Source organism: Candidatus Enterococcus leclercqii, from assembly GCF_009933135.1.
GTDB classification, from domain to species: Bacteria; Bacillota; Bacilli; order Lactobacillales; family Enterococcaceae; genus Enterococcus_C; species Enterococcus_C leclercqii.
In genome coordinates, this window is record NZ_MAEH01000014.1 from 539,944 (window position 1) to 564,770 (window position 24,827).

Below are 24,827 nucleotides of genomic sequence, written 5' to 3' on the forward strand. Positions count from 1 at the left end.
GAAAGCAGGAAGATTACCATGACGAAGTATCTTATCAAACGTTTTTCACATACCGACCTGGATGGTGTCGGTTCAGCATTATTATTGCCAAATGTTTTACAAGAATTTCCGGAGTTTGCAGATGCAGATTATTTGCCAGTCACCTATAGTGAGCCGGGAAATGAAGGAACCATCGATCCAAATGTAGAGAGTTTTATGGAAAATAATACGGAAGCCGTTACTCATCTGTTTATCACAGATATTTGTCCCTCGCTTCCAGTCGTTCGCAAATTGGCTGCGTATTGCCAAGAAAAAAATATTCAATGGAAAATCTATGACCATCATATTTCCTCAATGGAAATCAAGGAGGCATTTCCCGAAAATGCCCGAATTGCAGTTATGGACGAGACGACTGGGCTCAAACATTCTGGGACATCGGTGATTTTCAAAGAATTACTCAAAAAAATGCCTACTCAGCTGTTTGGCGATGAAAAATGGGAGCGATTGGCGCGGGTAGCAGATTGCATTCGCTGTTACGACTGTTGGGACTGGCAGGCGAATCCTACAGCTGCTTATAAAGAAGAGGCCAAAGACTTCAATAACCTGTTTTACTTTTTCAGCTCTGAAAAGCGAATTGAATTGATGGCTTCAGTGATGGTAAACGGATTGAGCTATTTGGATCAGTATCAGGATATTGTCACGGCGATGCAGGAAAAAGAAGCAGACTACATCCATGGCAAATTGAAACGCGCCCAGTTTGGCACGTTGGCTGATTTACGCTTTGCTTATGTTTTTGGCGAGCAGTATCAATCTTCGTTAGGGAATGCACTGGCAGCTATGGAAGATCCAGAGACGGGTGAGGTTGTTGATTTTGGTATGGTGATTGTCGGTGGTGGAGTTTCCTTGCGGGGAATCAAAGAAAATGTCGATTTATCTGTGATTGCAAAACGTTTCTTTAACGGTGGTGGTCATCAGAAAGCCTCAGGAGGCAGCTTCTTCAAACAGGAATTGTTTATTAAAGATTATGCAGCTCCTTCTGATGAAGAGAAACTGTTATTATCGATTACAAATAGCTGAAAAAACGTGGTAGCTGTGGCTGCCACGTTTTTTTGCCAAAAGCTCCGGCTATCTCTTTTTATTTTGATAAAATGAGCAGATGAATTTCCTATTTTTCTAGTAACGTGTATCATAATAACTGTAAAAAGTATTAATTAATGAGCATTTTTTGTATGACGAAGATAGAAGGAGGAAGTTGAAATGGGATTTATTTGGTCATTAATCGTAGGTGGAATCATTGGTGTAATTGCCGGGGCTATTACTAATAAAGGTGGCTCTATGGGCTTGATTGCAAATGTAGTAGCAGGCCTGGTGGGTTCTGCTGTAGGACAAGCACTTTTCGGCAGTTGGGGCCCAATCATTGGCGGGATGGCAGTTGTACCTTCCATTATTGGTGCTGTCATTGTGGTGGCAGTTGTTTCATTTTTCTTTGGACGCAGTAAATAGCTGTAATTCATTTGGACTTTTAACAATGAAAAGCCAAGTCATTTCCACTTTTTAATGGAAGTGACTTGGCTTTTCTGGGCTCACGTTTCCTAGTATTCCCTTCAGAGGACGGAGACTAGGTGATTGCCACAGTTGTTGTACCCAAAATTCAGTTGTTTAAGCGAAATAATTAATTCCCATGGCTGATTTGACTTCGGCCAAAGTCGCAGCAGCCACTTGCTCTGCATCCTCACTGCCTTTTTTCAACATCGCCATCACAGCAGCCGGGTCTTTTGCAAACTCTTCACGACGCGCACGGATTGGGCCAAACTCAGCTTCTAAAATGTCAATCAGGTAGCGTTTGATCTTCACATCGCCCAAACCGCCGCGACGATAGTGAGCTTTCATTTCCTCGATTGCTTCTTTGTCGGTTCCAAAGACATCCAGGTAAGTAAAGACCATGTTGCCTTCTACTTGGCCGGGATCTTCCACATGAATGTGCTTGGGATCGGTATACATGCTCATAACTTTTTTAGCCAAGACATCGGCAGGATCGGAAATATAGATACCATTGCCCAATGATTTACTCATTTTACCGTTACCATCGATACCGGGAAGACGGCCTTGTCCTTTTGGTGGCAAAACGGCTTTCGGTTCCACTAAAACCTCTCTATAAGTGTTGTTAAAGGAATGAACGATTTCTTGAGTCTGTTCTAACATCGGTTTTTGGTCTTCGCCGACGGGCACTAGATTTGCCTTAAATGCTGTGATGTCAGCAGCTTGAGAGACGGGGTAAATAAAGAAACCTGTTGGAACACCTTCACCAAAGTTTTTTTGTTCAATCTCTGTTTTAACGGTTGGGTTGCGTCGAACGCGCCCAACAGAGACAAGATTCAGATAATACATAGTCAGTTCCGCCAACTGAGGAATCATAGATTGGATAAAGATAGTCGTTTTTGAAGGATCCAAGCCGATTGCCAGGTAATCCAAAGCGACTTCCAGAACATTAGCAGAAACTTTTTCGGGATTTTTTGCATTATCTGTCAAGGCCTGCATATCCGCAATCATGATGTACAATTTGTTGTCAGGATCTGCCTGCATTTCAACACGTTTTTTTAAAGATCCAACGTAGTGTCCCAAATGGAGTTTTCCGGTGGGGCGATCGCCGGTTAGTATGGTATTACTCAATGATTTCACCTGCTCCTTAATTATTGTTTCTGTTTCAGTGTACCTTTTTTTAGAAGAATAGACAACTGACTCTATCAAGAAGTTGGACCTTTAGGACACTGCTTGCCAGCGGATTCAAATCCGCAAAAAATGAAAGAAAATTGCTAGTGACTATTATGAATATTTGATGAATAAAAAACTTGATATTTCTCGCAATTTGCATTGAATCACGAATGTTGTTGCTTGGATTTGCCGAATAATTTCGGGAATATTCAGAAAATAGCCGGTATAAAGAGATATTTTTCTTTACAAGTTCTCAAAAATATCGCTATAATAATGAGTAAATGCCAAAATGAGTATGAAATAAGGGGGATGACTGCATGGCGATGATCGAGTTTGCGAATGTAGAAAAATTTTACGGAAAGTTTCATGCATTAAAAAATATTAATTTACAATTTGAACAGGGTGAAGTCGTTGTTGTAATTGGGCCATCTGGTTCCGGGAAAAGCACCATGTTACGCTGCATCAATGGTCTTGAAAGTATTACTTCCGGTGAACTTTTGATTAATGACAAGGATTTGCATGATAAAAATACCAAGTTGACTGAGGTTCGCAAAAATATCGGGATGGTTTTCCAACATTTCAACCTCTATCCAAACAAGACCGTTTTGGAAAATATCACCTTGGCACCGATTAAAGTATTGAAAGAGTCTCAAGAAGAAGCGACGAAAACCGCTGAAAAACTGTTGGATCGTGTCGGAATGTTGGATAAAAAAGATGTGTATCCATCAACACTTTCCGGTGGCCAACAGCAACGGGTGGCTATTGCTCGCGGACTGGCTATGAAACCCGAAGTCTTGTTGTTCGATGAACCAACGTCAGCGCTGGATCCGGAAATGATCGGTGACGTCTTGAATGTTATGAAAAAAATCGCGAAAGACGGAATGACGATGATTGTAGTTACTCACGAAATGGGCTTTGCACGAGAAGTTGCTGATCGAGTGATTTTCATGGCAGATGGCGAAGTCGTTGAAGAAAGCCGCAATCCGGAAGATTTCTTTGAAAATCCTCAGTCTGATCGCGCCCAACAATTTATCAGTAAAGTTATCAATCATTGATTCGGAGGGGAACATATGAAGAAAAGACTGCTTTCACTACTATCCCTCTGTTTACTTGTCATCACGCTGACTGCTTGTGGTGAAAAAGTAGCCGATCGGGATATTGCAAAAACCAGTAAAGAGGAAAACCAGATCACCTGGGGAGTCAAAAACGACACCCGTTTGTTTGGGATGATGGACGTCAAGACCAAAGAGGTCAAAGGGTTTGATATTGATATTGCTCGCGGGATTACAGAAAAAATCTTAGGAGCTGACGGCAGTGCTGTTTTTGTGGAAGTGACTTCCAAAACGCGCATCCCTTTATTGAAAAACGGCAATATTGACGCTATCATCGCTACTATGACTATTACAGAAGAACGCAAGCAGCAAGTGAATTTCTCAGATGTTTATTTTGATGCCGGTCAGTCACTGCTTGTAAAAAAGGGCAGTAAAATCAAGAGCATCAATGATTTGGGGGCTGACACCACCGTTTTGGCGGTAAAAGGTTCAACTTCTGTGGACAATATCAAAAAAGCTGCCCCCGAAGCCAAAGTTTTGGAGTGGGAAAACTACGCAGAGTGCTTTACTGCTCTTCAATCCGGACAAGGGGATGCAATGACTACCGATAACGCGATTCTTTTGGGGATGGCCTCACAAAATCCGGATTATGAATTGGCAGGAGGTGCTTTTACCAAAGAACCCTATGGAATTGCCATCAACAAAGGCCAGGATAACTTTTTAGCTGAGGTTAACCAAGCACTCCATGAAATGCATGAAGATGGAACCTATGATCGCATTTATGACAAGTGGTTTCCGGATTCTGATGATGGCCGAGTGAAAGAATAAGAAAGGAGCAGCGCGCATGATCCAACTATTCCAAGAGTATCACAGCTTGTTTTTTGAAGGCTTTAAAGTCACTATTTACTCCAGTGTTATTGCGCTGGTCTTCAGTTTGGTCATTGGCACCTTAATGGCTATCCTGCAGTTATCTCAAAATAGACTGGTTGCCGGTTTAGCGAAAGCTTACGTGGAATTTTTCCGTAACATCCCGCTTTTGATCATTGCCATGTTCTTTGTAGTGGTAGTTCCAATGTATTGGGTTGTCCTGGATGGTTTTCAAGCTGGGACGATTGCACTGATTATTTATACCTCGGCTTTTATTGCTGAGACGGTTCGTTCCGGTATTCAAACTGTGCCGAAAGGGCAAATGGAGGCAGGGTTATCTGCTGGGTTCACCTACTGGCAAACAATGCGCTATATCGTATTGCCCCAAGCTTTCAAAATCGTGATCCCGCCATTGGGAAATCAGTTTATCAATCTGGTGAAGAATTCTTCAGTCTTGGCCATGGTGGCCGGCCTGGATCTGATGTATCAAGCCGATTCAGTGGCAAATACGACGTTTGATACCTTTAATACCTATATTATCGCTGCCTTGTTTTATCTAGTGTTGACATTGCCATTGTCTTACTTGATGAGTCATTTAGAAAAACATTGGGCATTGACGGACTAGAAAGGAGACGTGACCTGTTATGCAAAACTTTATTGATGCTTATTCCTATGCAAATTTAAGCTTTTTGATGGATGGTTTGCTGGTGACGATCTTAGTCTCCGTCGTTTCTATCTTACTGAGCTTTATTATCGGTGGCATCTTGGGGGTGCTGCGCTTTGCCAATATCCCCCTGTTGTCCAAAATCGTAGGACTAGTGGTAGATATCATCCGAAACTTGCCACTGCTGCTGATTATTTTCTTTACGTATTTTGCTTTACCTCAGATTGGTATCAAATTGTCGATTTTTTGGGCCGCAGTTGCCGCGTTGACAATTTTTGAATCTGCAATGCTTTCTGAGATTTTCCGGGCGGGGTTAAATGCTGTGCCAAAAGGACAGATGGAAGCGGGGCTATCCACTGGGTTGACTTACACGGAGACTATGACAAGTATCGTTATTCCTCAGGCCTTTAAATCGATGATTCCCGCATTAGTCAGTCAATTGATTTCATTAATCAAAGATACCTCGCTGGCAGTTATTATCAGTCTGCCGGAGCTTACTCATAATGCGAAGATTATTTATGGCCAAAATGAAAGCTACGTCATTCCTATGTTTGTGGCAATGACCGTGATGTATTTTATTGTTTGTTATGTATTGTCCCTATTATCCAAGTATTTGGAAAAACGTCAGTACAATTATTAAGCTAGCTTTTCCGGCCGAGTACTTGGGCCGGATTTTTTTGTGGTGTTAACTCAGCGTTTTTATTAAACAAATTTGCGCTTCAAAGACAGATACTTGAAATCTCCGGTAAAAAAGGTGAAAATAGGTTATCTGTTATGTTTTTGATCTTTTGGCTTTCCAAAATCAGGTTCACTTACCAGCAACTAGAGTAAAACGATTGGTAGTGAATCTTGTTTATGGAGAAATTCAAGAAAGCAGACAGAATGTGCCTAAAGGATAAAGGATTGAATCATATGACGAATCAACGTGCAATCGGCTTTATCGATTCTGGAGTCGGTGGCTTAACCGTAGTCAAAGAAGCACTGCGACAGCTTCCAAATGAGCGCTTTGTATATTTGGGAGATACTGCCCGTTGCCCTTATGGACCGCGTCCGGCAGAACAAGTAATCGAGTTTACTCGCCAAATGGCTGCTTTTTTAATGGAACAAAACATCAAGCTGTTGGTAATTGCCTGCAATACAGCAACTGCTGTGGCTTTAGATATTATTCGGGAAGAGTTGCCAATCCCTGTTGTTGGAGTGATTTTGCCAGGAACCAGAGCTGCTGTAAAAGCAACCCGCAGTCGCCGTATTGGTGTTATCGGCACCCAAGGGACGATCAAGAGTCATTCTTATCGGCGAGCGATTGAATCAAAAACGGACAAGACAGCGATTTTTGGATTGGCTTGTCCTAAGTTTGTCCCAATCGTTGAAAGTAATGAATACCACTCACCAATTGCAAAAAAAATTGTGGCCGAGACCTTGAAACCGTTACAGCTGAAAAAGATTGATACCTTAATTTTAGGGTGCACCCACTACCCATTGCTACGACCAATCATTCAAAATTATATGGGCAGTAGTGTGACTTTGATTGACTCTGGTGCGGAAACAGTCGGGGAGGTCAGTGTCTTGCTGGATTATTTTAATATCGCCAATCCTGATCCATCAAAAATTGGTGATTGTCGATTTTTCACCACCGGTTCGACTAAACTCTTTGATGAAATTGCAAATGATTGGTTGCCGGTGAAAGTTCATTCTCAACACGTAGATCTTGACTAACAACGACTTTAAAGGAGAAATAAATGATCAGACATGATGGACGAACTCCGCAAGAACTGCGGAAAATTTCGATTAAAACCAATGTTTACAAACATCCCGAGGGCTCTTGTGTCATTCGCTTCGGTGATACAGAAGTCATCTGTTCGGCGACGGTGGAAGAACGGCTTCCTCCTTTTTTGAAGGATAGCGGACAAGGCTGGGTGACCGCTGAGTACAGCATGTTGCCTCGAGCGACAGATACCCGCAATCGAAGAGAGAGCGCCAAAGGAAAGCTCAGCGGTCGTACCATGGAAATTCAACGCTTAATTGCCCGGGCGTTGCGGGCAGTGGTGGATCTGGAAAAATTGGGTGAACGCAGTATCCTCGTGGATTGTGACGTGACCCAAGCAGACGGCGGAACCCGCACAGCCAGCATTACCGGCGCTTTTGTAGCCTTGCGTTTAGCGGTGGACAAGCTTTTAGCGCAAAATATCTTGAAAGAAGACCCCATCAAAGAGCATTTAGCAGCGGTCAGCGTAGGGATTCTTCCAGATGGCAACTGCGTGACTGACTTGGATTTTGCTGAGGATCATTCTGCTGCTGTGGACATGAATTTGGTGATGACTGAAAAGGGACGCTTTGTAGAAATTCAAGGAACTGGAGAAGAAGCTGCTTTTTCAGGAGAAGAGCTCAATGAAATGATTCTTTACGGAAAAACCGCCATCGAATCGCTGATTGCTTTTCAAAAAGAAGCCTTGCTGGAAATGGATTATCCTGAAGTCGATGAAAAAACGATTGTCATTGCTACCGGAAATCCCGGTAAAGCGAAAGAATTTGAAGCGATGTTTGCTGCTGCTGGCTATCAGATTAAGACTTTGAAAGATTTCCCGGAATTGACAGAAGTGGAAGAAACGGGAAAAACGTTTGAAGAAAATGCCCGCCTAAAAGCTGAAACCATCGCCCAGATTCTGAAACAGCCGGTTTTAGCAGATGACAGCGGCTTGATGGTCGATGCGTTGGGGGGGATGCCGGGAATATATTCTGCCCGCTTTGCCGGCGAACACAAAAGTGACGCGGCTAACAATGCCAAACTGCTCCACGAACTGACAGAAGTGCCAGATGACAAACGCACGGCCCAATTTCACTGCACACTGGTTTTTGCCGCACCTAGAAAGGACAGCCTGGTGGTGGAGGCAGACTGGCCGGGGCACATTGGCCGTATTCCAAGAGGTGAACAGGGCTTTGGCTACGATCCGCTTTTTGTACCTGAAGGGATGGAAAAAACGGCTGCCGAGCTGCCGCCGGAAGAGAAAAACCATCTGAGCCATCGTGGTCTGGCACTTGCGAAAATGCAAAAGTTGTGGCAAGACTGGTTAGAAGCTGAGGATAACAAGGAAGCAAAAGAGGGAGGAAATAGATGAAATATTTAGTTGTATCTGATAGCCACGGCGACCGTCAAATTCTAGAAGAAATTGCCGCTCATTTTCGTGAGACAGTGGATTTGTTTATCCACTGCGGAGACTCAGAATTACCGGCAGACGACAAATTATTCGAAACGTTTCAGGTAGTGGGGGGCAATTGTGATTTTGATGCCGGCTACAAGGAACGACTACTGTTAACAACACCTTTGGACCGCATTTATGTGACTCATGGACATCTATCTGACGTTCGCTTTGGTCTGAGCAAAATTGCCTATGAAGCGGCGGAAAACGATGCGACGATTGCTCTTTTTGGTCACACCCATCAAATCGGCTGTGAAGTCGTTCAGCATCGGCTATACTTAAATCCCGGAAGCATCACTCAGCCTCGAGGACCAATTCAAAAGAAAGCCTTCGCTATCATTGATGCTGATGCCAAAGGTTGGGGTATCCAATATTTTGGTCGTGACTTTGCGCCTTATACAGATTTGCATTTTACGTTTCCTCGTTGAGTGATTAAAGTGAAAGGGCTTTTTGACTACCTTAATAACGACTGAAAACTGCGTAAGAATTTTATAAAGGAAGGAGGAGAGGTAAACTTTTCTCCTTCCTTTTTTGATACAATCAAGGTGAGCTTTAGGAAACGGAGGCTACTCTTTTGATAGGTAAAGATACGCAAGCATTGCTTTTGGAAAATCAAGACAACTTTCTGATTCCAGCAGATAATGTCGCGACAGTTATGTACAATCATTCACTGGATCATGCTTTGTTGGTATTGGCCAATGTCGGTTACAGCAAAATTCCTGTATTGGACAAGGACGACCATTTTGTTGGTCTGCTAGGATTAAATGATATTGTTCGGAAAATGGTTTCACTGACCAATATTGATACGGACAATTTGGCAGGATTGACTGTTGCCGATGTGATGGAGATTGGTGTGGACTGTCTGACAGATGAATCAGACCTGGAAGACATCTTACATCTCTTAGTCAATAATCCATTTCTGCCAATGATTAATAAGGATCGAATTTTCTTGGGAATTATTACCCGCAAAGAGATTCTGAAATGCACCAACCATCTGGTTCACGAGTTGGAACGCCGCTACCAGCTGCTGCCCAAAACGGACAAAAATCAAGGCCCAACAAAAAAAGGGCTAAAAGTTGTTTGATGTTTTCAATAACCTTTGAGTCACGGACAGTCGCCGGATACACTTGGCTGTTGGTGGCTTATTTGTTTTGCTGGAAAGTAAGGAAATAAAAGTGTGAAGAAAAAACAAAGCCTTTTTCCTGTTTTTATTCCTGTGGTATGATGAGGTGAATTGGAGGAATTGAAATGAAGAAAGTTTTGAAAATTGTAGCTGGGTTGGTTGCCCTGCTCTTGGTCATTGTGATTTGTTATGTGGGATATGTTTTCATCAGCTACAAACGGCTGCCAGATCAGATGAGCTTGTCGGTGGTAGACCACAACGAGGCATCTCTGGAAAAGAGCAAGAGTTATGACATCATGAGCTACAATATCGGTTATGCTGCCTATCCGGCTGACTACAGCTTTTTCATGGATGGTGGGAAATATTCACGGGCTTATGATAAAGCGACAGTAGAAGACAACATGGCGGGAATTTTGAAGACCACTAAAGCCCTTGATCCTGATTTGGCCCTGTTTCAGGAAGTAGATCAAGATGGTGATCGTTCCCAGCATGTGGATGAAGTAGCTGGTTTACAAAAAGGTTTGGCGGAGTATAGTAATGTGTATGCTCAAAATTATGACTCGGCTTATCTTTTTTATCCCGTGACTGATCCCATCGGAAAAGCCAAATCCGGTCTGTTGACCTTCGCCAAAGCCCATATGACTGAAAGCACGCGGTATTCACTGCCCATTGATACGGATTTCAACAAGTTTTTTGACTTGGATCGGGCTTTTTCTGCCACTAAAATTCCGGTGACAGACGGGCGGACATTGACTTTGATCAACTTGCACATGTCAGCCTTCACTAAAAACCGCGACATTCGCCAAGCGCAGTTGGATAAACTATTCAACTTTATGAAGCAGGAGTATGAAAATGGCCATCATGTGATCGTTGGTGGCGATTTTAATCATGACATGTTGGGAAATAGCCCGGAAGTATTTGGCACCCAAACAGAGCCGTTCAACTGGACCCATGCGTTTCCGACTGACCAATTGCCTGCCCACTTCCGCGTAGCTACTGACGGGCTGGCAGAGGCAGAAATCCCATCGGTTCGTCGAAACAATGAGCCCTATAAAGCAGGGTCTTCCTTTGTCTCCATCGTGGACGGGTTTTTAGTTTCTGACAATGTATCTGTTGAAAAAGTCGCTGTCCATGACCAGGGTTTTGCGAATTCAGACCACAATCCTATTGTGATGACCTTTCAGTTAAAGTAAGGATAGGATTTCTGTGACAGATTAGCCAGCTTCTCGTAGCAAAGCTAAGAAGAACAGACTAAGAGTAGAGGATAGAATCATCGCTGGATGGTTTTATCCTCTTATTTTGCTTAGAGGCAAGATAAAATGGTGGCGAAAATTTTTTTGCGAATGGTGATGCCCCAAAAGGTAAAAAAACGGCTATCCGCCATTCGTTTGGAATGACAGATAGCCGTCTTTTGCTGGCGTCTTTCGTTTGGGGGTGTTCAGTTGAGAGAAAATTGTGATGCCAATCATTGAATTAACTCATTTAAGCGGGGCAGTAACCGGACCCGTGGGAATGGTGAACCCGGCTTCAGTCAAGGCGTCGATACCCGCTGCCAGAAACTCTTCTTTTAAAGCTCCTTGGCTGCCATTGACAGCATAAAAGGTGGTGCGAATCACGTAGTTGCCTCCGCCAATATCAACCAGCCCGAAGACGACTGGCGGTGTCGTAATTTTTTGTTGTTCGAGCGCAGCCAAACGACTATTGCTTTTTTCGACGACTTCGCGAATCTTATCTAAGCCTTCAGCTGGCAGAATCCGGACATCGACGATTACTTGCATATCTGCTCGAGAGTTGTTGCTGATAGTCGTAATGTTGCGATTGGGAATAAAGTGAACCGTCCCATTTAATGACCGCAGTTCCAAGGTACGGATGCCCACAGCGATGACCGTGCCTTCAATTCCCAAGTTTTGTAAGACGACATAATCACCGACATCTACTTGCTGTTCCAAAATGATGAAAAAACCGGTGATGATATCATTCATGAAGCCCTGTGCACCAAGACCAATGGCTAAACCGGCGATCCCAGCACCTGCCAATAGGGAACCCACGGGAACGCCTAATGTGGAGAGAACCGAATAGACAAAAAAGAAACCCAGAGTATAATGAACGACATTTCTCATCAAGGTGTGGATTGTCCGTACGCGACCTTCGTTGGCGCGATCGCGTTTTTGATAGGAGCGGTAACTGCGATCTACTAAAAAATCCCCAACTTTAAATAAGATAGCGAAAAGCAGAAGTAAAAAGAGCAGCATCAACCCTTTTTGGATGGCAGAACCGGCAATTGCTTCCCAGTCGATATTTGACCACCAACGCTGCAACGCATTTAGCTGTTTAGCCGCGGGTTCTGTTATTTTTGAGCCGGTTGAATCAGTGGTACTACTTTCAGTAAGTAATCTTAGCGGTGTCATTATAAAATCAACCTCCATTAGTCAGAAATCAGTCAATAGTTCTAGTCGTTGAGCAACAGTTTTTATTGTAACAAAAAGCTGCCTGTGTGTCATAGATGACCAGCTAATAAAAAAATGCAAAGTGTAGTTACTTATTTATATTAGCAAGGGGAGCTCAGTTGGGATATAAAAAACGTATCACACACCGGAAACTGACAGTCTCAGAAACTACCGGTGATGTGATACGGATTGGATTACTATTTATTCAAGGCATTGCTGTTGGATTCAGGCCCTTGTTTTTCCGATGCCAGCAATGTTAATGACCGTTTGGAATGAAGCTCAGTCTGCTGGTGGTAAGTCGCAGGTGTTTTAAAGCCGTATTCATTTCCTAGAATATATTTTGCAATATGCAGCGTCCGGTCACTGGATCGCTCCAGATTAGAGCTGATATCAATGAACAAGATACCATCTGCAGCCCGGCCTTCCCCGTGATTCATCAGACGAATGTACTTGTTGCGCAAGAGTTCTACGAGTCGGTTGACTTCTTGTTCTCGTTCCAGCATTTTCTCAGCCAATGCCATGTCGTCGTTTTCTAATACATCCAATGCATCCCGGACATTTTTGCGTACTTTATCAAATAATAGCAACAAGTCATCGTCAAATAGGAGCAGGTTTTCCCGGTGTTTAGTTTCAATCCCTTTGCGTTTTTCCCGTGCTCGCTGTTTTTGTTCTACTTCACAGGCTTCTTCGACAAAATTCACAATATTTTTGCTGTGATCGCCGATTCGCTCAAAATCTTTCGTGAATTCTAAAAGCATGGCTTGTTCTTGGCTTTCAGTATCTGAGAGTTCAAAGGTAGCGGCTTTGGCAAGGAAATCGGTCAGTTCCACATCAAATTGATTGATGGCTTCTTCGTATTGATAGACGTCATTTTTTAGTTCTTCGTCAGGCTTAATGTAATAATTTTTGGCTGCATCTAATGAGCGAAGGACGTAAGAACCCATTTGAATTACCTCTGAGGAAGCTTGTCTTAAGCCAATAGATGGGGAGGTATAAAGGAAATCCTCGTTCAGTTCCACTGGGCGAATTTCCAGTGATTTTTCTTCACCTGGAATGATTTTTTTCACAAGCAGTTCAATTTGTGGAATAAACCAGAATTGAATAGCCAAGTTGGTGACATTGAATAATCCGTGAGCAAAGGCAATCTGCATGCTAGGGTTTAAGCCCAACGCGCCGGCAATCATCGTTACTACATGAGTAAAGGGCGTTAGCAGTAGAGTAAAGATCACCGCACCCACTAAGTTGAAGGTTACGTGGGCGGCAGCGGTTCGTTTGGCTGCAACACTAGCACCCAGGGCTGCAATGACTGCTGTAATGGTCGTCCCAATATTGTCGCCAAACAAAATCGGCAGAGCAGCGGCTAAGCCAACGCTACCTTGAGCATATAGCTGCTGTAAGATGCCGATTGTCGCGCTAGAGCTTTGTAGAATCATCGTCAACAACGTACCAATCCCAACTCCAAGAATCGGGTGGTGGGAAACATCAACCATCAATTGGTTGAATTGGGGCAGCTCTTTTAATGGTGCCATCGCATTGCCCATCAGGGTCAATCCGAAAAAAAGGCAGCCGAAACCAAATAGAATCTGGCCGATATTCTGTAATGATTTTCGTTTGAAGAAGAAGAGTAACAGTGAACCTACTCCGATGATTGGTAACGCGTAGGCACTCAGATTAAATCCGATGATAAAAGCCGTGACCGTGGTCCCAACATTGGCCCCCATGATAACCCCGATCGCTTGTCGTAACGTCATAAAGCCAGCAGATACCAAACCTACTGCCAATACCGTAGTTCCTGAACTTGATTGAATCAATCCGGTGACAATGATACCGGCTAAAACAGCCCGCAACGGCGTAGAGGTAAAACGATTCAAGACCTCCCGTAAGCGGTCACCGGCTGCTTTTTGTAAACCGTCTCCCATGAATTTGATTCCGTACAAGAAGATTCCCAAACCACCTAAAAAAGTGAACAACATTTCTTGATAAGACATCTCTTACCCCCGGATATGTTTGATTTTGGACAGGCGTCCTTTTTATAGCATTCATCGATAGCATACGGGAAAAAAACAAAGTTGTAAACGGATTTTTCAGAAGTGAAAAGCAAAAAAATAACGAATTACTGAAAAAACCGACTTTTTTTGAAAAAGCACGCACGTATAAATAGAAATGAATCAAGAAGCCGTGCCTTATGTTGCGTCACGAAGATTTCTAAAACTAGTCGAGACTCTTGAATTGTGACAATAATTGAGTCACCATCCACTGAAGCAACCACTGCCAAACGTGAGACCCTAAAAGCCGACCATCCTCCTTAAAATCATTGGAAGATCGTCGGCTTTTCATTGTTAAAAATTTTAAACGCAGCTTTCCCTTGACTTCATTAGGCGAAATCAGTGTCGTTCACGCTTTTTCTTTTTCGGTATGGGATTGTTCTCTTTTTAGACTAGGACCTAAAGAGTTTCACAAATTTCCTCATCCATCTACTTTTTATTCATTGTGATTAAACCTACGCTGTTTAACACTTGAAAATTACCTATGTCACATTCTCTCAAAAGGATGTCTTAGGAAAGATGAACCCCTTTGTCGACGAAAATCACTTCTCCGATAATGCCACTTGCTGCTGGACTGATGAGAAAAGCAGCCGCATTTCCGACTTCTTCAATCGTCACGCCGATATGATCGGGAGTGCGTTCTTCAGAAAGTTGGATCAGCTTTTGATAATCTTGAACACCAGTTACCGCTAGTGTCTTAATGGCCCCGGCAGAAACGCCGTTGACACGAATTCCTTGAGGAGAAAGCTCTGCTGCCAGATAACGGACTTCAGCTTCCAAAGCCGCCTTTGCGATTCCCATCATATTGTAGTTAGGTACGGCCCGTTCAGCCCCTAAGTAACTCATGGTTACGATGCCGCTGTTTGGTGCCAAGATTGGTTTGGCATACTTTGTCACTGCAATCAGCGAATATGCGCTGATGTCTTGCGCCAAGGCAAAACCTTCGCGACTAATGTTCAGGATATCTCCGGAAAGATCTTCCTTGTTGGCGTAGGCGATAGCGTGCACGATCCCGTGAATTTCGCCGGCATTTTCACCGATTTGTTGGAAGGCATTCTCGATACTTTCATCTGAGGAAGCATCACATTCCACCATAAATGAATTTTCCGGTACTAATTTATCCAATTGCTTTTTCATACGTTCATTTTGGTAGGTATAGATGACTTCAGCGCCTTGCTCTATCAATGCTTTGGCGCATCCCCAAGCAATACTGCGCTTGTTTGCAACACCCATAACTACGACTTTTTTTCCTTGTAATAAGCTCATGCTGACACTCCTTGAAATGAGAATAGTATAATTGCAGATCAAAAAATAAAGGTTTTCTGTTGCCATTCCCATTATTAGGGAAAAAGGTTTGATTGTCAAACTATTTTTTTCGATTAAATTTATTAGGGAGCTTCCCAGTTGCTGTAATTTCAGAGTTGTGATATTTTGATAATCAAACTAAATAGTTTGTTAGTTTGCCCTGATGAACTTATAGCCAGTGTGTTGCTATTGTTACGGGGATTTTAGATGAAAGGGGTTTGCCAAATGACGCAAATCATGAATACCGAAGAAATCAAACAAGTGATTCCAAATCGTTATCCTATATATTACATGGATCAAGTCATTCAACTGGTCCCTGGTGAGACGATCACTGCAGTTAAAAATGTGACTGTGAATGAGGACTTTATGCAGGGAAATTTTCCGGAAGATCCCCACATGCCGGGAACTTTGATTTTGGAAGCTTTGGCTCAAGCTGGATCGATTTTGATCCTCAAGTCGCCACAATTTGCTGGGCAGACAGCTTATATTGGCGGTATCGACAAAGCGCAATTTATTGAAAAAGTCCGTGCAGGAGACGTGTTGCACCTGAAGTTTACGATCACCAAAATCAAAGGAAATGTCGGTCGTGCAGATGCAGTGGCCACTGTTGCCGGAAAAACCACAGCTTGTTGTTGTTTCACCTTTATTGTCGGTGCTAAGTAATACTGCTTAGCCAATGAGATTATGAGAATATTGGAAATGATAATTGCTTTAAGAGAATACAAGAAAGCTTAGCAAATGTATTCTACAAAAAAAGAGGTGCCGTTTTTCCGAAATTTCGGAAGAAGGCCCTCTTTTTCACTTATTTTATTCCTGCGTTCTTAATTGATTCTTATTTTGCTTCTTGAATGATCTTAATCTTATTGATTTTTACTTCTTTTTTCAGAGTCGCATTTTCACCTAAACTATTTGCCTCATCGGTTTTTTCAGCAGTGGCAATCTTATCGACAACTTCCATGCCGTTATCAATCACTTGACCAAAGACGGTATACTGGCCATCCAACTGTGGCACACCGCCTTTTTTGTAAGCGTTGATGATGTCTTCAGGATAATATTGTTTTGCTAAACCGTCAGAAACATCATTCTTATTTTGGATGATGAAAAATTGGCTGCCATTAGAATTTGGATCTTGACTGCGAGCCATTGCTAGGGCACCACGAATGTTATAAAGCTGGTTGCTGGCTTCCAACTCGAAGCCGTCGCCCCAAATGCTTTCGCCGCCAGTACCGTCACCGTTGGGATCGCCACCTTGGATCATGAAATCTTCAACTACCCGATGGAATTTCGTGCCATCGTAATAGCCATCTTTGGCGTGGGTCACAAAATTTTCTACCGCTTTTGGAGCAATTTTGGGGAATAGTTTAATCTTGATATTGCCAGCGGTTGTTTCCATCTCTACGACCGTCTCATCGGCGGTCACCTCGTCAGATAGTTGGGGCAGATCCAGGCTGTTCAGATCAACAGAAGAAGAGGTGGTCGTCTCTTGCGTTGTGCTAGAAGCATCCTTTTCGGAATCGGCAGTGTTGCTACTGCCGCAAGCACCTAGTAAAAGCAGTGCTGCTAAAGTGGTAAAGCCGGTGATCAATCGTTTTTGTTTCATTATTGATTTCCTTTCTGTCGGATCGGTACGCTTATGAAGTCCTCAAGGAGAATCTTCATACCCGATACGGATTCTTTCCATAATAGGATAACAAAGAAATGCGCCCCTGACTATACTCGTATGTGAACTTTTTGTAAACCTTTTCCGATTTTTAAGGTAAAGGTGTAGACCAATTAAAAAGCCAGTGCTATACTAAATATGCTACTAAAACCGATTTCGAAATGCCCGCTAGATCAGGTTACCTATTCGTAAGAAAATCAGAGGGAACGCTGGTTGGTAAGTTTTTCGAAACGCTATTCAGGAGGATCATTTCATGGGTAAATTAGGTATTTCCATCTATCCGGAACGTTCAACATTTGAAAAGGACAAAGCCTACTTGGATTTGGCACATAAGTATGGCTTTAAACGCGTGTTTACCAGCTTGCTGCAAATTTCTGGCGACAAGGAACAAGTGTTGGCAGACTTTAAAAAAGTGGTAGACTATGCAAACTCGCTGGACATGGAAGTAATGGTGGACATCAATCCGGCTTTGTTTGAACAATTAGAAATTTCATATGACGATTTGTCATTCTTCGATAACATGGGCGCATACGGTGTCCGTCTGGATGTCGGATTTACTGGGGCAGAAGAAGCCCGCATGACACGTAATCCATACGGCATCAAAATCGAAATCAATATGTCTTCTGGTACCAACTATGTCGATAATATTATGAGTTATTCACCAAATACTAACAATTTGCTGGGTTCTCACAATTTCTATCCGCATCGCTATTCTGGGCTGAGTTATGATCATTTTGTTTTCTGTTCAGAAAAATTCCGTAAATACAATCTGAACACGATGGCCTTTGTCAACTCTCATGATGCGACTTTTGGACCTTGGCCGACACAAGACGGTTTGTGCTCACTGGAAGATCACCGAGATCTGGAATTGGCGACACAGGTCAAGCACCTGGTTTTGACTGGCTTGATCGACGACATTTCCATTGGCAATGCCTATGCTTCAGAAGCTGAACTGGCGGCTATGGCTGAAGCCTTCAATGGGGAATACCCAACTTTGAAAGTAGTTGTGGAAGATGATATTACAGAAGATGAGCGGATTTGTCTGTTTGACAATCTTCATAGCTATCGTGGGGATCGTTCTGAATACATCCTGCGTTCAACTATGACTCGGGTATACTATAAAGACAAACCATTCCCGGCACACAATACTCGAGATATTACACGCGGGGATGTTTTGATTGATAACGTAGATTACGGGCAATATAAAGGGGAAACTCAGATTGCTTTGAAAGAAATGAAAAATGATGGACGGGTTAACGTTGTCGGCCGCATTTCTGATGATGAATTGTTCTTGTTAGGATTTTTGAAACCATGGTCAAACTTCAAACTGAAGGAAAGCCAAGGCTGATTGTTTGATGCATTGCCGCTTCTCACTTGTGAGAGGCGGTTTTTTCCTTACAGCAACAAGCTATATCTGTAAAATTTGCTAAAATATAAGTTTACATAATGCAATTACTGACGTTTAAAAAATCGGCTCTTAAAGTGCTGCAAAAAGCTGAAACCAATGTGTTACAATTACATAAGAAATCTTGCATCCCCATAAAGAAAATGGGATGAATCAGTCTGGGGGAAGCGGAATGCTGGTAGAAATTGATGCGCTTAGTGTGGGTCAATTGTATCTGGATCAAAATAAAATCGAAAAAAACGGACAATTGTTGCGAGCCGCTCAGTTTGAAGGTTATCCGCCAATTGAAGTGTATGAAATTTTCCCTGGACAATTGACAATTCTGGATGGAAATTCTCGTTGCTATCTCTTATATTTGGCAGGAAAAAAAGAGGTCGAAGTCACTTTTGCAGCAACAGAGGAAGTGGAGACGATGATTATGCGGCCACTGTACGAGGCCTGTCTGCGCTGGTGCCAAAAATCGGGTGTGTATCACATTGCCGATTTGTCCCAGCGAATCCTTCCAACCAATGTCTTCATGGAAAAATGGGTGGGCAGATGTCAGCAGATGATTGCTCTTTTACAGGCCTGCCAAGAAGACTCTAACCTTGCGATCTTATTTGAAGAAGCGTTGCAAGCGGGCAAGGATCCAATTGCACTTTCAGGAGAAAGAAAATTGCTATTGGACGAAGTTTTGTCTCAGAAGAATTGATTTTGAAAGGAGGAAGATTCATGAATCGTATCGATGAACAAGCCCTCGTGTTAAATTTAAGCCGACTGCAAGCAATTGCACAAAGTGGAAAAGCCTACAGCAAAGACGTTTTTGATCAAGAACGCTATGAAGAGTTGACAGCTGTCACTGAGAGCTTGATCGCACAGTTAACCCCAGTTCCTGAGAAGCAACTTGCGGTTTTTATGACCGCTGATGAAGGATACGCCACACCAAAAGTAGATATTCGGGCAGCGGTGTTCAACGAAAAGAATCAGTTGTTGTTAGTGAAAGAAAAACGGGAAGGATGCTGGGCGCTTCCTGGTGGTTGGGGAGATGTCGGTTATTCTCCCTTTGAAGTCGCTAAAAAAGAAACGCTGGAAGAGGCTGGGGTGAATATCATTCCTCAAAAACTGATTGCCTTGCGTGACATGGCCAAGCACGATTATCCGTATCGTTTGACCTATGTCTACAAATTGTTTATCTATTGTCGTTGGCAAAGTGGCCAACCGGTTTCTGGCGTTGAGACCAGTGATGCCCGCTTTTTCAACATTGACGAAATTCAAAGTCTGGATCTGTCCCTGCCGCGGAACTCGTTTGTAGATCTGATGATGGCCTATGCTTATCATCAAGCACCCTTTCCAACTATTTGTGATTGAGACTGGCTAATCACCTGTGGAAGAAAAATTTGTTATAGAAAATGAAAATGTAAAGGAAGTATATAAATGAAGTGGACTATACGCATTGGACTGATCGCTTTGGTCCTAGTGGCAGCTGTCTTGCTTTTTGCTGGAAATTATTTTTATACGTATGCCTTTGTACCGGCACCAAAAGACTTCTTGGCTAGTGAAGAAACTACTGATAGCAAGAAAACCACTCCCGAACAAGCTTGGTTTAATGGTAAGACCCGAAAACGCTGGCAGATCAAATCAGAGGATAACTTGTTTTTGTCAGCTATTTATTTGCCGGCGAAGACACCTCAGAATAAGACGGCGATCCTTGCCCATGGCTATATGGCAAACGCGGACTCCCTTTGGCAAGTTGCCAATATTTATCATGATTTGGGTTATGATGTCTTATTGCCTGATGCTCGAGGACATGGACAAAGTCAAGGAGAAGTGATTGGTTTTGGCTGGCCCGAGCGAAAAGATTACTTGGGCTGGATCAACAAAGTCCTGGAAGAAAAAGGGTCTGACGAAAAAATCACGCTATATGGCATCAGCATGGGAGCGGCCACCGTGATGAATACCAGTGGCGAAAAACTGCCGGAAAATGTTTTTGCTATTGTGGAAGATTGCGGCTATGCCAGTATCAAAGAAGAACTGACCTACCAATACAAGGCCATGTTTGATCTCCCCACATTTCCTATCATGCAGGTAACCAATTTAGTTACTCGTGTGCGGGCCGGCTTCTTTTATACAGAGGGGGATGTTCGAAAACAATTGGCTAAAAATAAGACGCCTATGCTGTTTATCCACGGGACAGCAGATACCTTTGTGCCGTTTTCAATGTTGGATGAAGTCTACAAAGCAACCGATGCACCGAAAGAGCGTTGGGAAGTCGCTGGCGCCGAACATGCCAAAAGTTACGATACTGAACCGGAAAAGTATCGAGAAAAGATCAAAAACTTTTTGCAAAAATATGAATAGAGGGTGCAAAATGAAGTATCAAGTAAAACCAATGGAGGAACACGAGGCGATAGAATATTTGCAGTGGCGTTATCCTGAGCCTTACACATTTTATAATGTACCCGCTGCCGGTTTTGCTGAGTGTCTTGCTGAAATCTTGGCCCCTGACAACGGCACTGATTATTATGCGGTCTATCGTAAAGGAAGCTATTACGGCATCTTTTGTTTCAATTATCAATCGCAAGACCTGGAACTGGGATTGGGTATTCGACCAGAGGAGTGTGGCAAGCATCACGGTCGCCAGTTTACTTTGGCGGCCGTCGATTACATTCGCCGTAATCTTCTGTTCAAGGGACGGATTTGGCTACGTGTGGCGGATTTCAATGAACGAGCCCAGCGTTCCTATGAAGGTGCCGGCTTTAAACCTTTCGATCAGCAATTGGCAATCAGCTGGCACGGTCTGACCAACTTTATTCATATGGAATTACCTGAAACCTAAAAAAGTTTGATTTTACTGTTTAGGAGCGATTATGATGGAAGAACGTCAGAAAAGAACAGGACAGCTAATCGGTAGTCTTGTCCTATTGCTTGTTGTTATGGTGGGGCTGGGATATCCCAAGGCTCAGCGACTTATCGAAAAGCAGCAGCAAGCTGTGGCACTAGAGAAAATAGCGGTTCTTAAAAAGCAGTTGCAGCAAGGCGGCGAAATTGGCAGCAGCATTTCAGCTTTACAGCTCTCTGATGGTTTTATGTCAGAAAGCTGCAATCGCGAGGTCATAGAGACGCTGACTGTCAAAGTCAATCAAATCAAACAAGAAGTAGAGGAGTTGGCCGCTGAAAAAGCGCTCTCTTTCACCACTACCAAGCTATCAAATAAACACTTGCAAACATTAGCTTCTCTTAAAACAAAAGTCTTGATCCAAAGTGCAGTCAATGGGCTTTTTGATAATCAGCAGGAAGCGGCAATCAAAGGAACACAGGTCACTTTTGATCATCCTTTGAGCCTTGCTCTTACAGACGGCAGCAGCCTTTCTAAAATAGACGAGTTAGTGGCCCCATTGTCAAAGGATGGTTGGAAAACAGCGATTCAGCAGGCAATTGAGACGGTGAGGTGGCAATTGGAGATTGGCCACCTAATCGATGGACAACTTCAAAAGCTACAAATTGAATTGTCGGAGGGACAGACCTCTATGACAAGAGAAACTCACGATATGATCCAGAATATGATTGCCAATGTCAAAACGCCATTGTATCGGGAAAATTATCAAAATAGATTCCAGGAAGTGCTTAAGAAAATGACGGTAATACCAGTACAATAAGACAAAGAAGAGGATGAAAAAATTGAAAATCACTGTTTTAGACGGTTATGCTTTGAATCCAGGAGACATTAGTTGGCAGCAATTTGAGGAGCTGGGAGAATTTACTTTATATGACCGTACTCCGCCAGAAGATAGCGCTGAAATTATTCGACGAATCGGTTCTAGCGATGTCATCTTGCTAAATAAGGTTCCCATTACCAAGAAAATTGTTGCAGCTTGTCCCAATCTGAAATACATCGGTGTCCTGGCAACCGGCTATAATGTGGTGGATCTGGAGGCTTGCCGCAGTGCCGGTATCACCGTCACCAATATCCCGGCCTATGGGACTGATGCAGTGGCCCAGTTCACATTTGCACTATTATTGGAAATCTGTTCGCAAGTGGGGCGCCACAATGCTTCTGTTCATAAAGGCGACTGGCAAAAGTCACCAGACTTTACTTATTGGTTACAACCGCTGACCGAACTCAAGGGGAAAACGCTGGGTTTGATTGGCTATGGAGCCATCGCTCAAGCGGTAGCAGAGATTGCTCATGCCTTTAAGATGGAAGTTGTTTATTGGAACCATCGCTCCAAAGAACCGCAAGCACCTTGGATTAAGCAGCTGTCACTTGAAAAATTGCTAGCCAAATCAGATGTTGTCAGCTTACATGTCCCGTTGTTTCCTGAGACGGAAAAAATTATCAATGAGCGAACTTTGGCTCAGATGAAAATGGGCAGCATTCTTTTGAATACGTCTAGGGGCGGTTTATTAGACGAAGCCGCTGTATCAGTGGCCCTTTCTAAGGGAAAACTGGCAGCTTGTGGTGTTGATGTAGTCAGCCAGGAGCCAATCTTGGCAGATAATCCGTTGCTACACGCCAAAAATTGTTGGATCACACCGCATATCGCTTGGGCGCCTTCTGAAACCAGAGGACGTCTGATGGCGATTGCTGTTGAGAATTTAACTGCTTTTTTACAAGGCACCAGACAAAATGTGGTTTCCTGAAGAATTTTGTGAAAAAGTATTGAAAATAACTCTTTCTTAAAGATTTATCGGTCGTTTGACAATAGACAAACGTTGTTTTGATAGGTACAATAGGAAAGACGTTTTGAAACAGTTTTGTGAAAAGAAATGGAGGACAAATGATGTCCATGTTTTTAGATCAAGTAACCATTGACGTTAAAGCCGGTAAGGGCGGTGACGGGATGGTAGCTTTTAGACGGGAAAAATATGTTCCCGATGGTGGCCCGGCCGGCGGTGACGGTGGTCGCGGTGGCGATGTGGTCTTGATGGTTGAAGAAGGCTTGCGCACATTGATGGATTTTCGTTACAATCGTCATTTCCGTGCCCATCCCGGGGAAAATGGAATGAGTAAAGGAATGCACGGTCGTGGCTCAGAGGATACCTTTGTTAAAGTTCCACCGGGCACGACGGTTCGTGATGCCGATACCGGCGCTTTACTGGGCGACCTCATTGAAAACGGTCAGACCTTGGTTGTTGCTAAAGGCGGACGCGGAGGGCGGGGCAACATTCGTTTTGCTTCCCCACGAAACCCAGCACCAGAAATTGCCGAAAATGGTGAGCCTGGCCAAGAACGCCGGATCGAGTTGGAATTGAAAGTCTTAGCAGATGTGGGGCTGGTAGGCTTTCCTTCAGTTGGGAAGTCGACTTTGTTGTCTGTCATTTCCGCCGCACGTCCTAAAATCGGTGCCTATCATTTTACGACATTGGTGCCAAATCTTGGGATGGTCAATACTTCTGATAATCGCAGCTTTGTAGTCGCAGATCTTCCAGGATTGATTGAAGGTGCTTCTCAAGGTGTAGGACTGGGAACTCAGTTTTTACGACATATCGAACGAACTCGAGTGATTCTTCATGTAATTGATATGAGCGGAATGGAGGGCCGTGATCCTTACGAAGATTATCTGGCGATCAACAAAGAGCTGGGTGAACACAATTTACGTTTGTTGGAACGGCCTCAGATTATTGTAGCCAATAAGATGGATATGCCAAATTCAGAAGAAAATCTAGCTCAGTTTAAAGAAGAGCTAGCGAAAGAAAAAACGGATGAGTTTGCAGAGGATCTTCTGATTTTCCCAATTTCAGCGGTAACCCGTAAAGGCTTGGATAATCTGCTAAACGCAACAGCTGACCTGTTAGAAAAGACACCGGAATTCCCGCTTTACGAGGAAGAGGAAGTGGAAGAAGAAGCAGTTCACTATGGCTTTACCTCCGATGAACCGGAATTTGCTATTGACCGTGAGCCAGATGCAACGTGGGTCTTGAGTGGACCGAAGATTGAGAAGCTCTTCCAGATGACCAACTTCGCCCATGATGAAACAGTGATGCGTTTTGCTCGCCAATTACGCTCTTTAGGAGTTGATGAAGCATTGCGTGCCCGTGGCGCCAAGGATGGCGACATCGTTCGGATCGGCAATTTTGAGTTTGAGTTTGTTGAATAAATAATTTCACAAAAAAGATGGTGACAAGTATCTTGTCACTATCCTATGATGAGAAATGACCAACCTGAGTCACAAGTAAAAAGGCTCTTTATCATCAGCTTCCTTCTTCGAAGATATTATTTTGATCAAATCCTATAAAAAGGGAAATGCTTCGGTATTTCCTTTTTTTGTTAGTAAGACAAGCAGCTTCCGCTAAAGAATAGTGGAGGTTGCATTTTTATTTTGGAAAGGATTGCGTCACAAGAAAATCAGAAAAAGGCAGCTTTGCAATGGTTTGCTAATGATTACCCAAAC

The 24,827-nt window shown here is 43.3% G+C and carries 25 protein-coding genes; 20 read left to right on the top strand and 5 right to left on the bottom strand.

Annotated features, from left to right (window positions below; genetic code table 11):
* The first annotated feature begins 18 nt into the window (after window positions 1-18).
* On the top strand, window positions 19-1,056 hold the full coding sequence (locus BAU14_RS08845; protein WP_202622188.1) for a DHH family phosphoesterase: 1,038 nt from the start codon (window positions 19-21) through the stop codon (window positions 1,054-1,056).
* 180 nt (window positions 1,057-1,236) lie between these two features.
* Window positions 1,237-1,482 carry a GlsB/YeaQ/YmgE family stress response membrane protein gene (locus BAU14_RS08850; protein ID WP_161899724.1) on the top strand — a complete coding sequence of 82 codons (246 nt, stop codon included), beginning with the start codon at window positions 1,237-1,239 and terminating at the stop codon, window positions 1,480-1,482.
* Between the two features lie 156 nt (window positions 1,483-1,638).
* Here BAU14_RS08850 and trpS read toward each other — a convergent pair whose 3' ends face one another.
* Complete coding sequence (gene trpS / locus BAU14_RS08855; RefSeq protein ID WP_161899725.1) at window positions 1,639-2,649, bottom strand: tryptophan--tRNA ligase; 1,011 nt, start codon at window positions 2,647-2,649, stop codon at window positions 1,639-1,641.
* A gap of 359 nt (window positions 2,650-3,008) precedes the next feature.
* Here trpS and BAU14_RS08860 point away from each other — a divergent pair, with 359 nt between their 5' ends.
* The 9 genes from BAU14_RS08860 to BAU14_RS08900 all read left to right on the top strand — a co-directional run bounded on the left by BAU14_RS08860 (window position 3,009) and on the right by BAU14_RS08900 (window position 10,787).
* Window positions 3,009-3,746, top strand: coding sequence for an amino acid ABC transporter ATP-binding protein (locus BAU14_RS08860; protein ID WP_161899726.1), 738 nt, complete (start codon window positions 3,009-3,011; stop codon window positions 3,744-3,746).
* 15 nt (window positions 3,747-3,761) lie between these two features.
* Complete coding sequence (locus BAU14_RS08865) at window positions 3,762-4,571, top strand: transporter substrate-binding domain-containing protein (protein ID WP_161899727.1); 810 nt, start codon at window positions 3,762-3,764, stop codon at window positions 4,569-4,571.
* Window positions 4,572-4,587: 16 nt separating this feature from the next.
* The gene (locus BAU14_RS08870) at window positions 4,588-5,235 is read left to right on the top strand and encodes an amino acid ABC transporter permease (RefSeq protein WP_161899728.1); all 648 of its coding nucleotides are present in this window, start codon (window positions 4,588-4,590) and stop codon (window positions 5,233-5,235) included.
* Window positions 5,236-5,254: 19 nt separating this feature from the next.
* The gene (locus tag BAU14_RS08875; RefSeq protein WP_161899729.1) at window positions 5,255-5,914 is read left to right on the top strand and encodes an amino acid ABC transporter permease; all 660 of its coding nucleotides are present in this window, start codon (window positions 5,255-5,257) and stop codon (window positions 5,912-5,914) included.
* A 272-nt stretch (window positions 5,915-6,186) separates the two neighbouring features.
* Window positions 6,187-6,990 carry a glutamate racemase gene (gene racE / locus BAU14_RS08880; RefSeq protein WP_161899730.1) on the top strand — a complete coding sequence of 268 codons (804 nt, stop codon included), beginning with the start codon at window positions 6,187-6,189 and terminating at the stop codon, window positions 6,988-6,990.
* Between the two features lie 26 nt (window positions 6,991-7,016).
* Window positions 7,017-8,390, top strand: coding sequence for a ribonuclease PH (rph, locus tag BAU14_RS08885; RefSeq protein ID WP_161899887.1), 1,374 nt, complete (start codon window positions 7,017-7,019; stop codon window positions 8,388-8,390).
* On the top strand, window positions 8,387-8,899 hold the full coding sequence (locus BAU14_RS08890) for a metallophosphoesterase family protein (protein WP_161899731.1): 513 nt from the start codon (window positions 8,387-8,389) through the stop codon (window positions 8,897-8,899). Before rph ends, BAU14_RS08890 begins: the two co-directional genes overlap by 4 nt.
* Window positions 8,900-9,045: 146 nt before the next feature.
* On the top strand, window positions 9,046-9,555 hold the full coding sequence (gene cbpB, locus BAU14_RS08895; RefSeq protein WP_161899732.1) for a cyclic-di-AMP-binding protein CbpB: 510 nt from the start codon (window positions 9,046-9,048) through the stop codon (window positions 9,553-9,555).
* A gap of 164 nt (window positions 9,556-9,719) precedes the next feature.
* Window positions 9,720-10,787: an endonuclease/exonuclease/phosphatase family protein gene (locus BAU14_RS08900; protein WP_161899733.1), complete on the top strand. Its 1,068-nt coding sequence runs from the start codon at window positions 9,720-9,722 to the stop codon at window positions 10,785-10,787.
* 285 nt (window positions 10,788-11,072) lie between these two features.
* Here the strand turns inward: BAU14_RS08900 and BAU14_RS08905 are convergent, their stop codons facing one another.
* The 3 genes from BAU14_RS08905 to fabI all read right to left on the bottom strand — a co-directional run bounded on the left by BAU14_RS08905 (window position 11,073) and on the right by fabI (window position 15,352).
* Window positions 11,073-12,002 carry a mechanosensitive ion channel family protein gene (locus BAU14_RS08905; protein ID WP_161899734.1) on the bottom strand — a complete coding sequence of 310 codons (930 nt, stop codon included), beginning with the start codon at window positions 12,000-12,002 and terminating at the stop codon, window positions 11,073-11,075.
* 236 nt (window positions 12,003-12,238) lie between these two features.
* The gene (locus tag BAU14_RS08910; protein WP_161899735.1) at window positions 12,239-14,029 is read right to left on the bottom strand and encodes a Na/Pi cotransporter family protein; all 1,791 of its coding nucleotides are present in this window, start codon (window positions 14,027-14,029) and stop codon (window positions 12,239-12,241) included.
* 567 nt (window positions 14,030-14,596) lie between these two features.
* A complete protein-coding gene (gene fabI / locus BAU14_RS08915) occupies window positions 14,597-15,352 on the bottom strand; it encodes an enoyl-ACP reductase FabI (protein ID WP_161899736.1) in 756 nt (251 codons plus the stop codon).
* Window positions 15,353-15,616: 264 nt separating this feature from the next.
* Here fabI and fabZ point away from each other — a divergent pair, with 264 nt between their 5' ends.
* Window positions 15,617-16,054, top strand: a complete 438-nt coding sequence (fabZ, locus tag BAU14_RS08920) for a 3-hydroxyacyl-ACP dehydratase FabZ (RefSeq protein WP_161899737.1) — start codon at window positions 15,617-15,619, stop codon at window positions 16,052-16,054.
* 169 nt (window positions 16,055-16,223) lie between these two features.
* Here the strand turns inward: fabZ and BAU14_RS08925 are convergent, their stop codons facing one another.
* Entirely contained in the window at window positions 16,224-16,991 is a 768-nt protein-coding gene (locus BAU14_RS08925; protein ID WP_161899738.1) for a peptidylprolyl isomerase, read from the bottom strand.
* Window positions 16,992-17,304: 313 nt separating this feature from the next.
* On the opposite strand from BAU14_RS08925, the gene BAU14_RS08930 reads away from it, so the two are divergent.
* The 8 genes from BAU14_RS08930 to obgE all read left to right on the top strand — a co-directional run bounded on the left by BAU14_RS08930 (window position 17,305) and on the right by obgE (window position 24,533).
* The gene (locus tag BAU14_RS08930; RefSeq protein ID WP_161899739.1) at window positions 17,305-18,399 is read left to right on the top strand and encodes a DUF871 domain-containing protein; all 1,095 of its coding nucleotides are present in this window, start codon (window positions 17,305-17,307) and stop codon (window positions 18,397-18,399) included.
* 229 nt (window positions 18,400-18,628) lie between these two features.
* Window positions 18,629-19,147 carry a hypothetical protein gene (locus BAU14_RS08935; protein WP_161899740.1) on the top strand — a complete coding sequence of 173 codons (519 nt, stop codon included), beginning with the start codon at window positions 18,629-18,631 and terminating at the stop codon, window positions 19,145-19,147.
* Window positions 19,148-19,167: 20 nt separating this feature from the next.
* Window positions 19,168-19,803 (top strand): NUDIX hydrolase, encoded by a 636-nt coding sequence (locus tag BAU14_RS08940; protein ID WP_161899741.1) that lies wholly within the window; start codon window positions 19,168-19,170, stop codon window positions 19,801-19,803.
* A gap of 66 nt (window positions 19,804-19,869) precedes the next feature.
* Window positions 19,870-20,793 (top strand): alpha/beta hydrolase, encoded by a 924-nt coding sequence (locus BAU14_RS08945; protein WP_161899742.1) that lies wholly within the window; start codon window positions 19,870-19,872, stop codon window positions 20,791-20,793.
* Window positions 20,794-20,803: 10 nt separating this feature from the next.
* Window positions 20,804-21,271 carry a GNAT family N-acetyltransferase gene (locus BAU14_RS08950; RefSeq protein WP_161899743.1) on the top strand — a complete coding sequence of 156 codons (468 nt, stop codon included), beginning with the start codon at window positions 20,804-20,806 and terminating at the stop codon, window positions 21,269-21,271.
* Window positions 21,272-21,305: 34 nt separating this feature from the next.
* On the top strand, window positions 21,306-22,091 hold the full coding sequence (locus BAU14_RS08955) for a hypothetical protein (protein ID WP_161899744.1): 786 nt from the start codon (window positions 21,306-21,308) through the stop codon (window positions 22,089-22,091).
* A 22-nt stretch (window positions 22,092-22,113) separates the two neighbouring features.
* Window positions 22,114-23,076 carry a D-2-hydroxyacid dehydrogenase gene (locus tag BAU14_RS08960; protein ID WP_161899888.1) on the top strand — a complete coding sequence of 321 codons (963 nt, stop codon included), beginning with the start codon at window positions 22,114-22,116 and terminating at the stop codon, window positions 23,074-23,076.
* Window positions 23,077-23,216: 140 nt separating this feature from the next.
* On the top strand, window positions 23,217-24,533 hold the full coding sequence (gene obgE / locus BAU14_RS08965) for a GTPase ObgE (RefSeq protein WP_161899745.1): 1,317 nt from the start codon (window positions 23,217-23,219) through the stop codon (window positions 24,531-24,533).
* Window positions 24,534-24,827 lie beyond the last annotated feature (294 nt).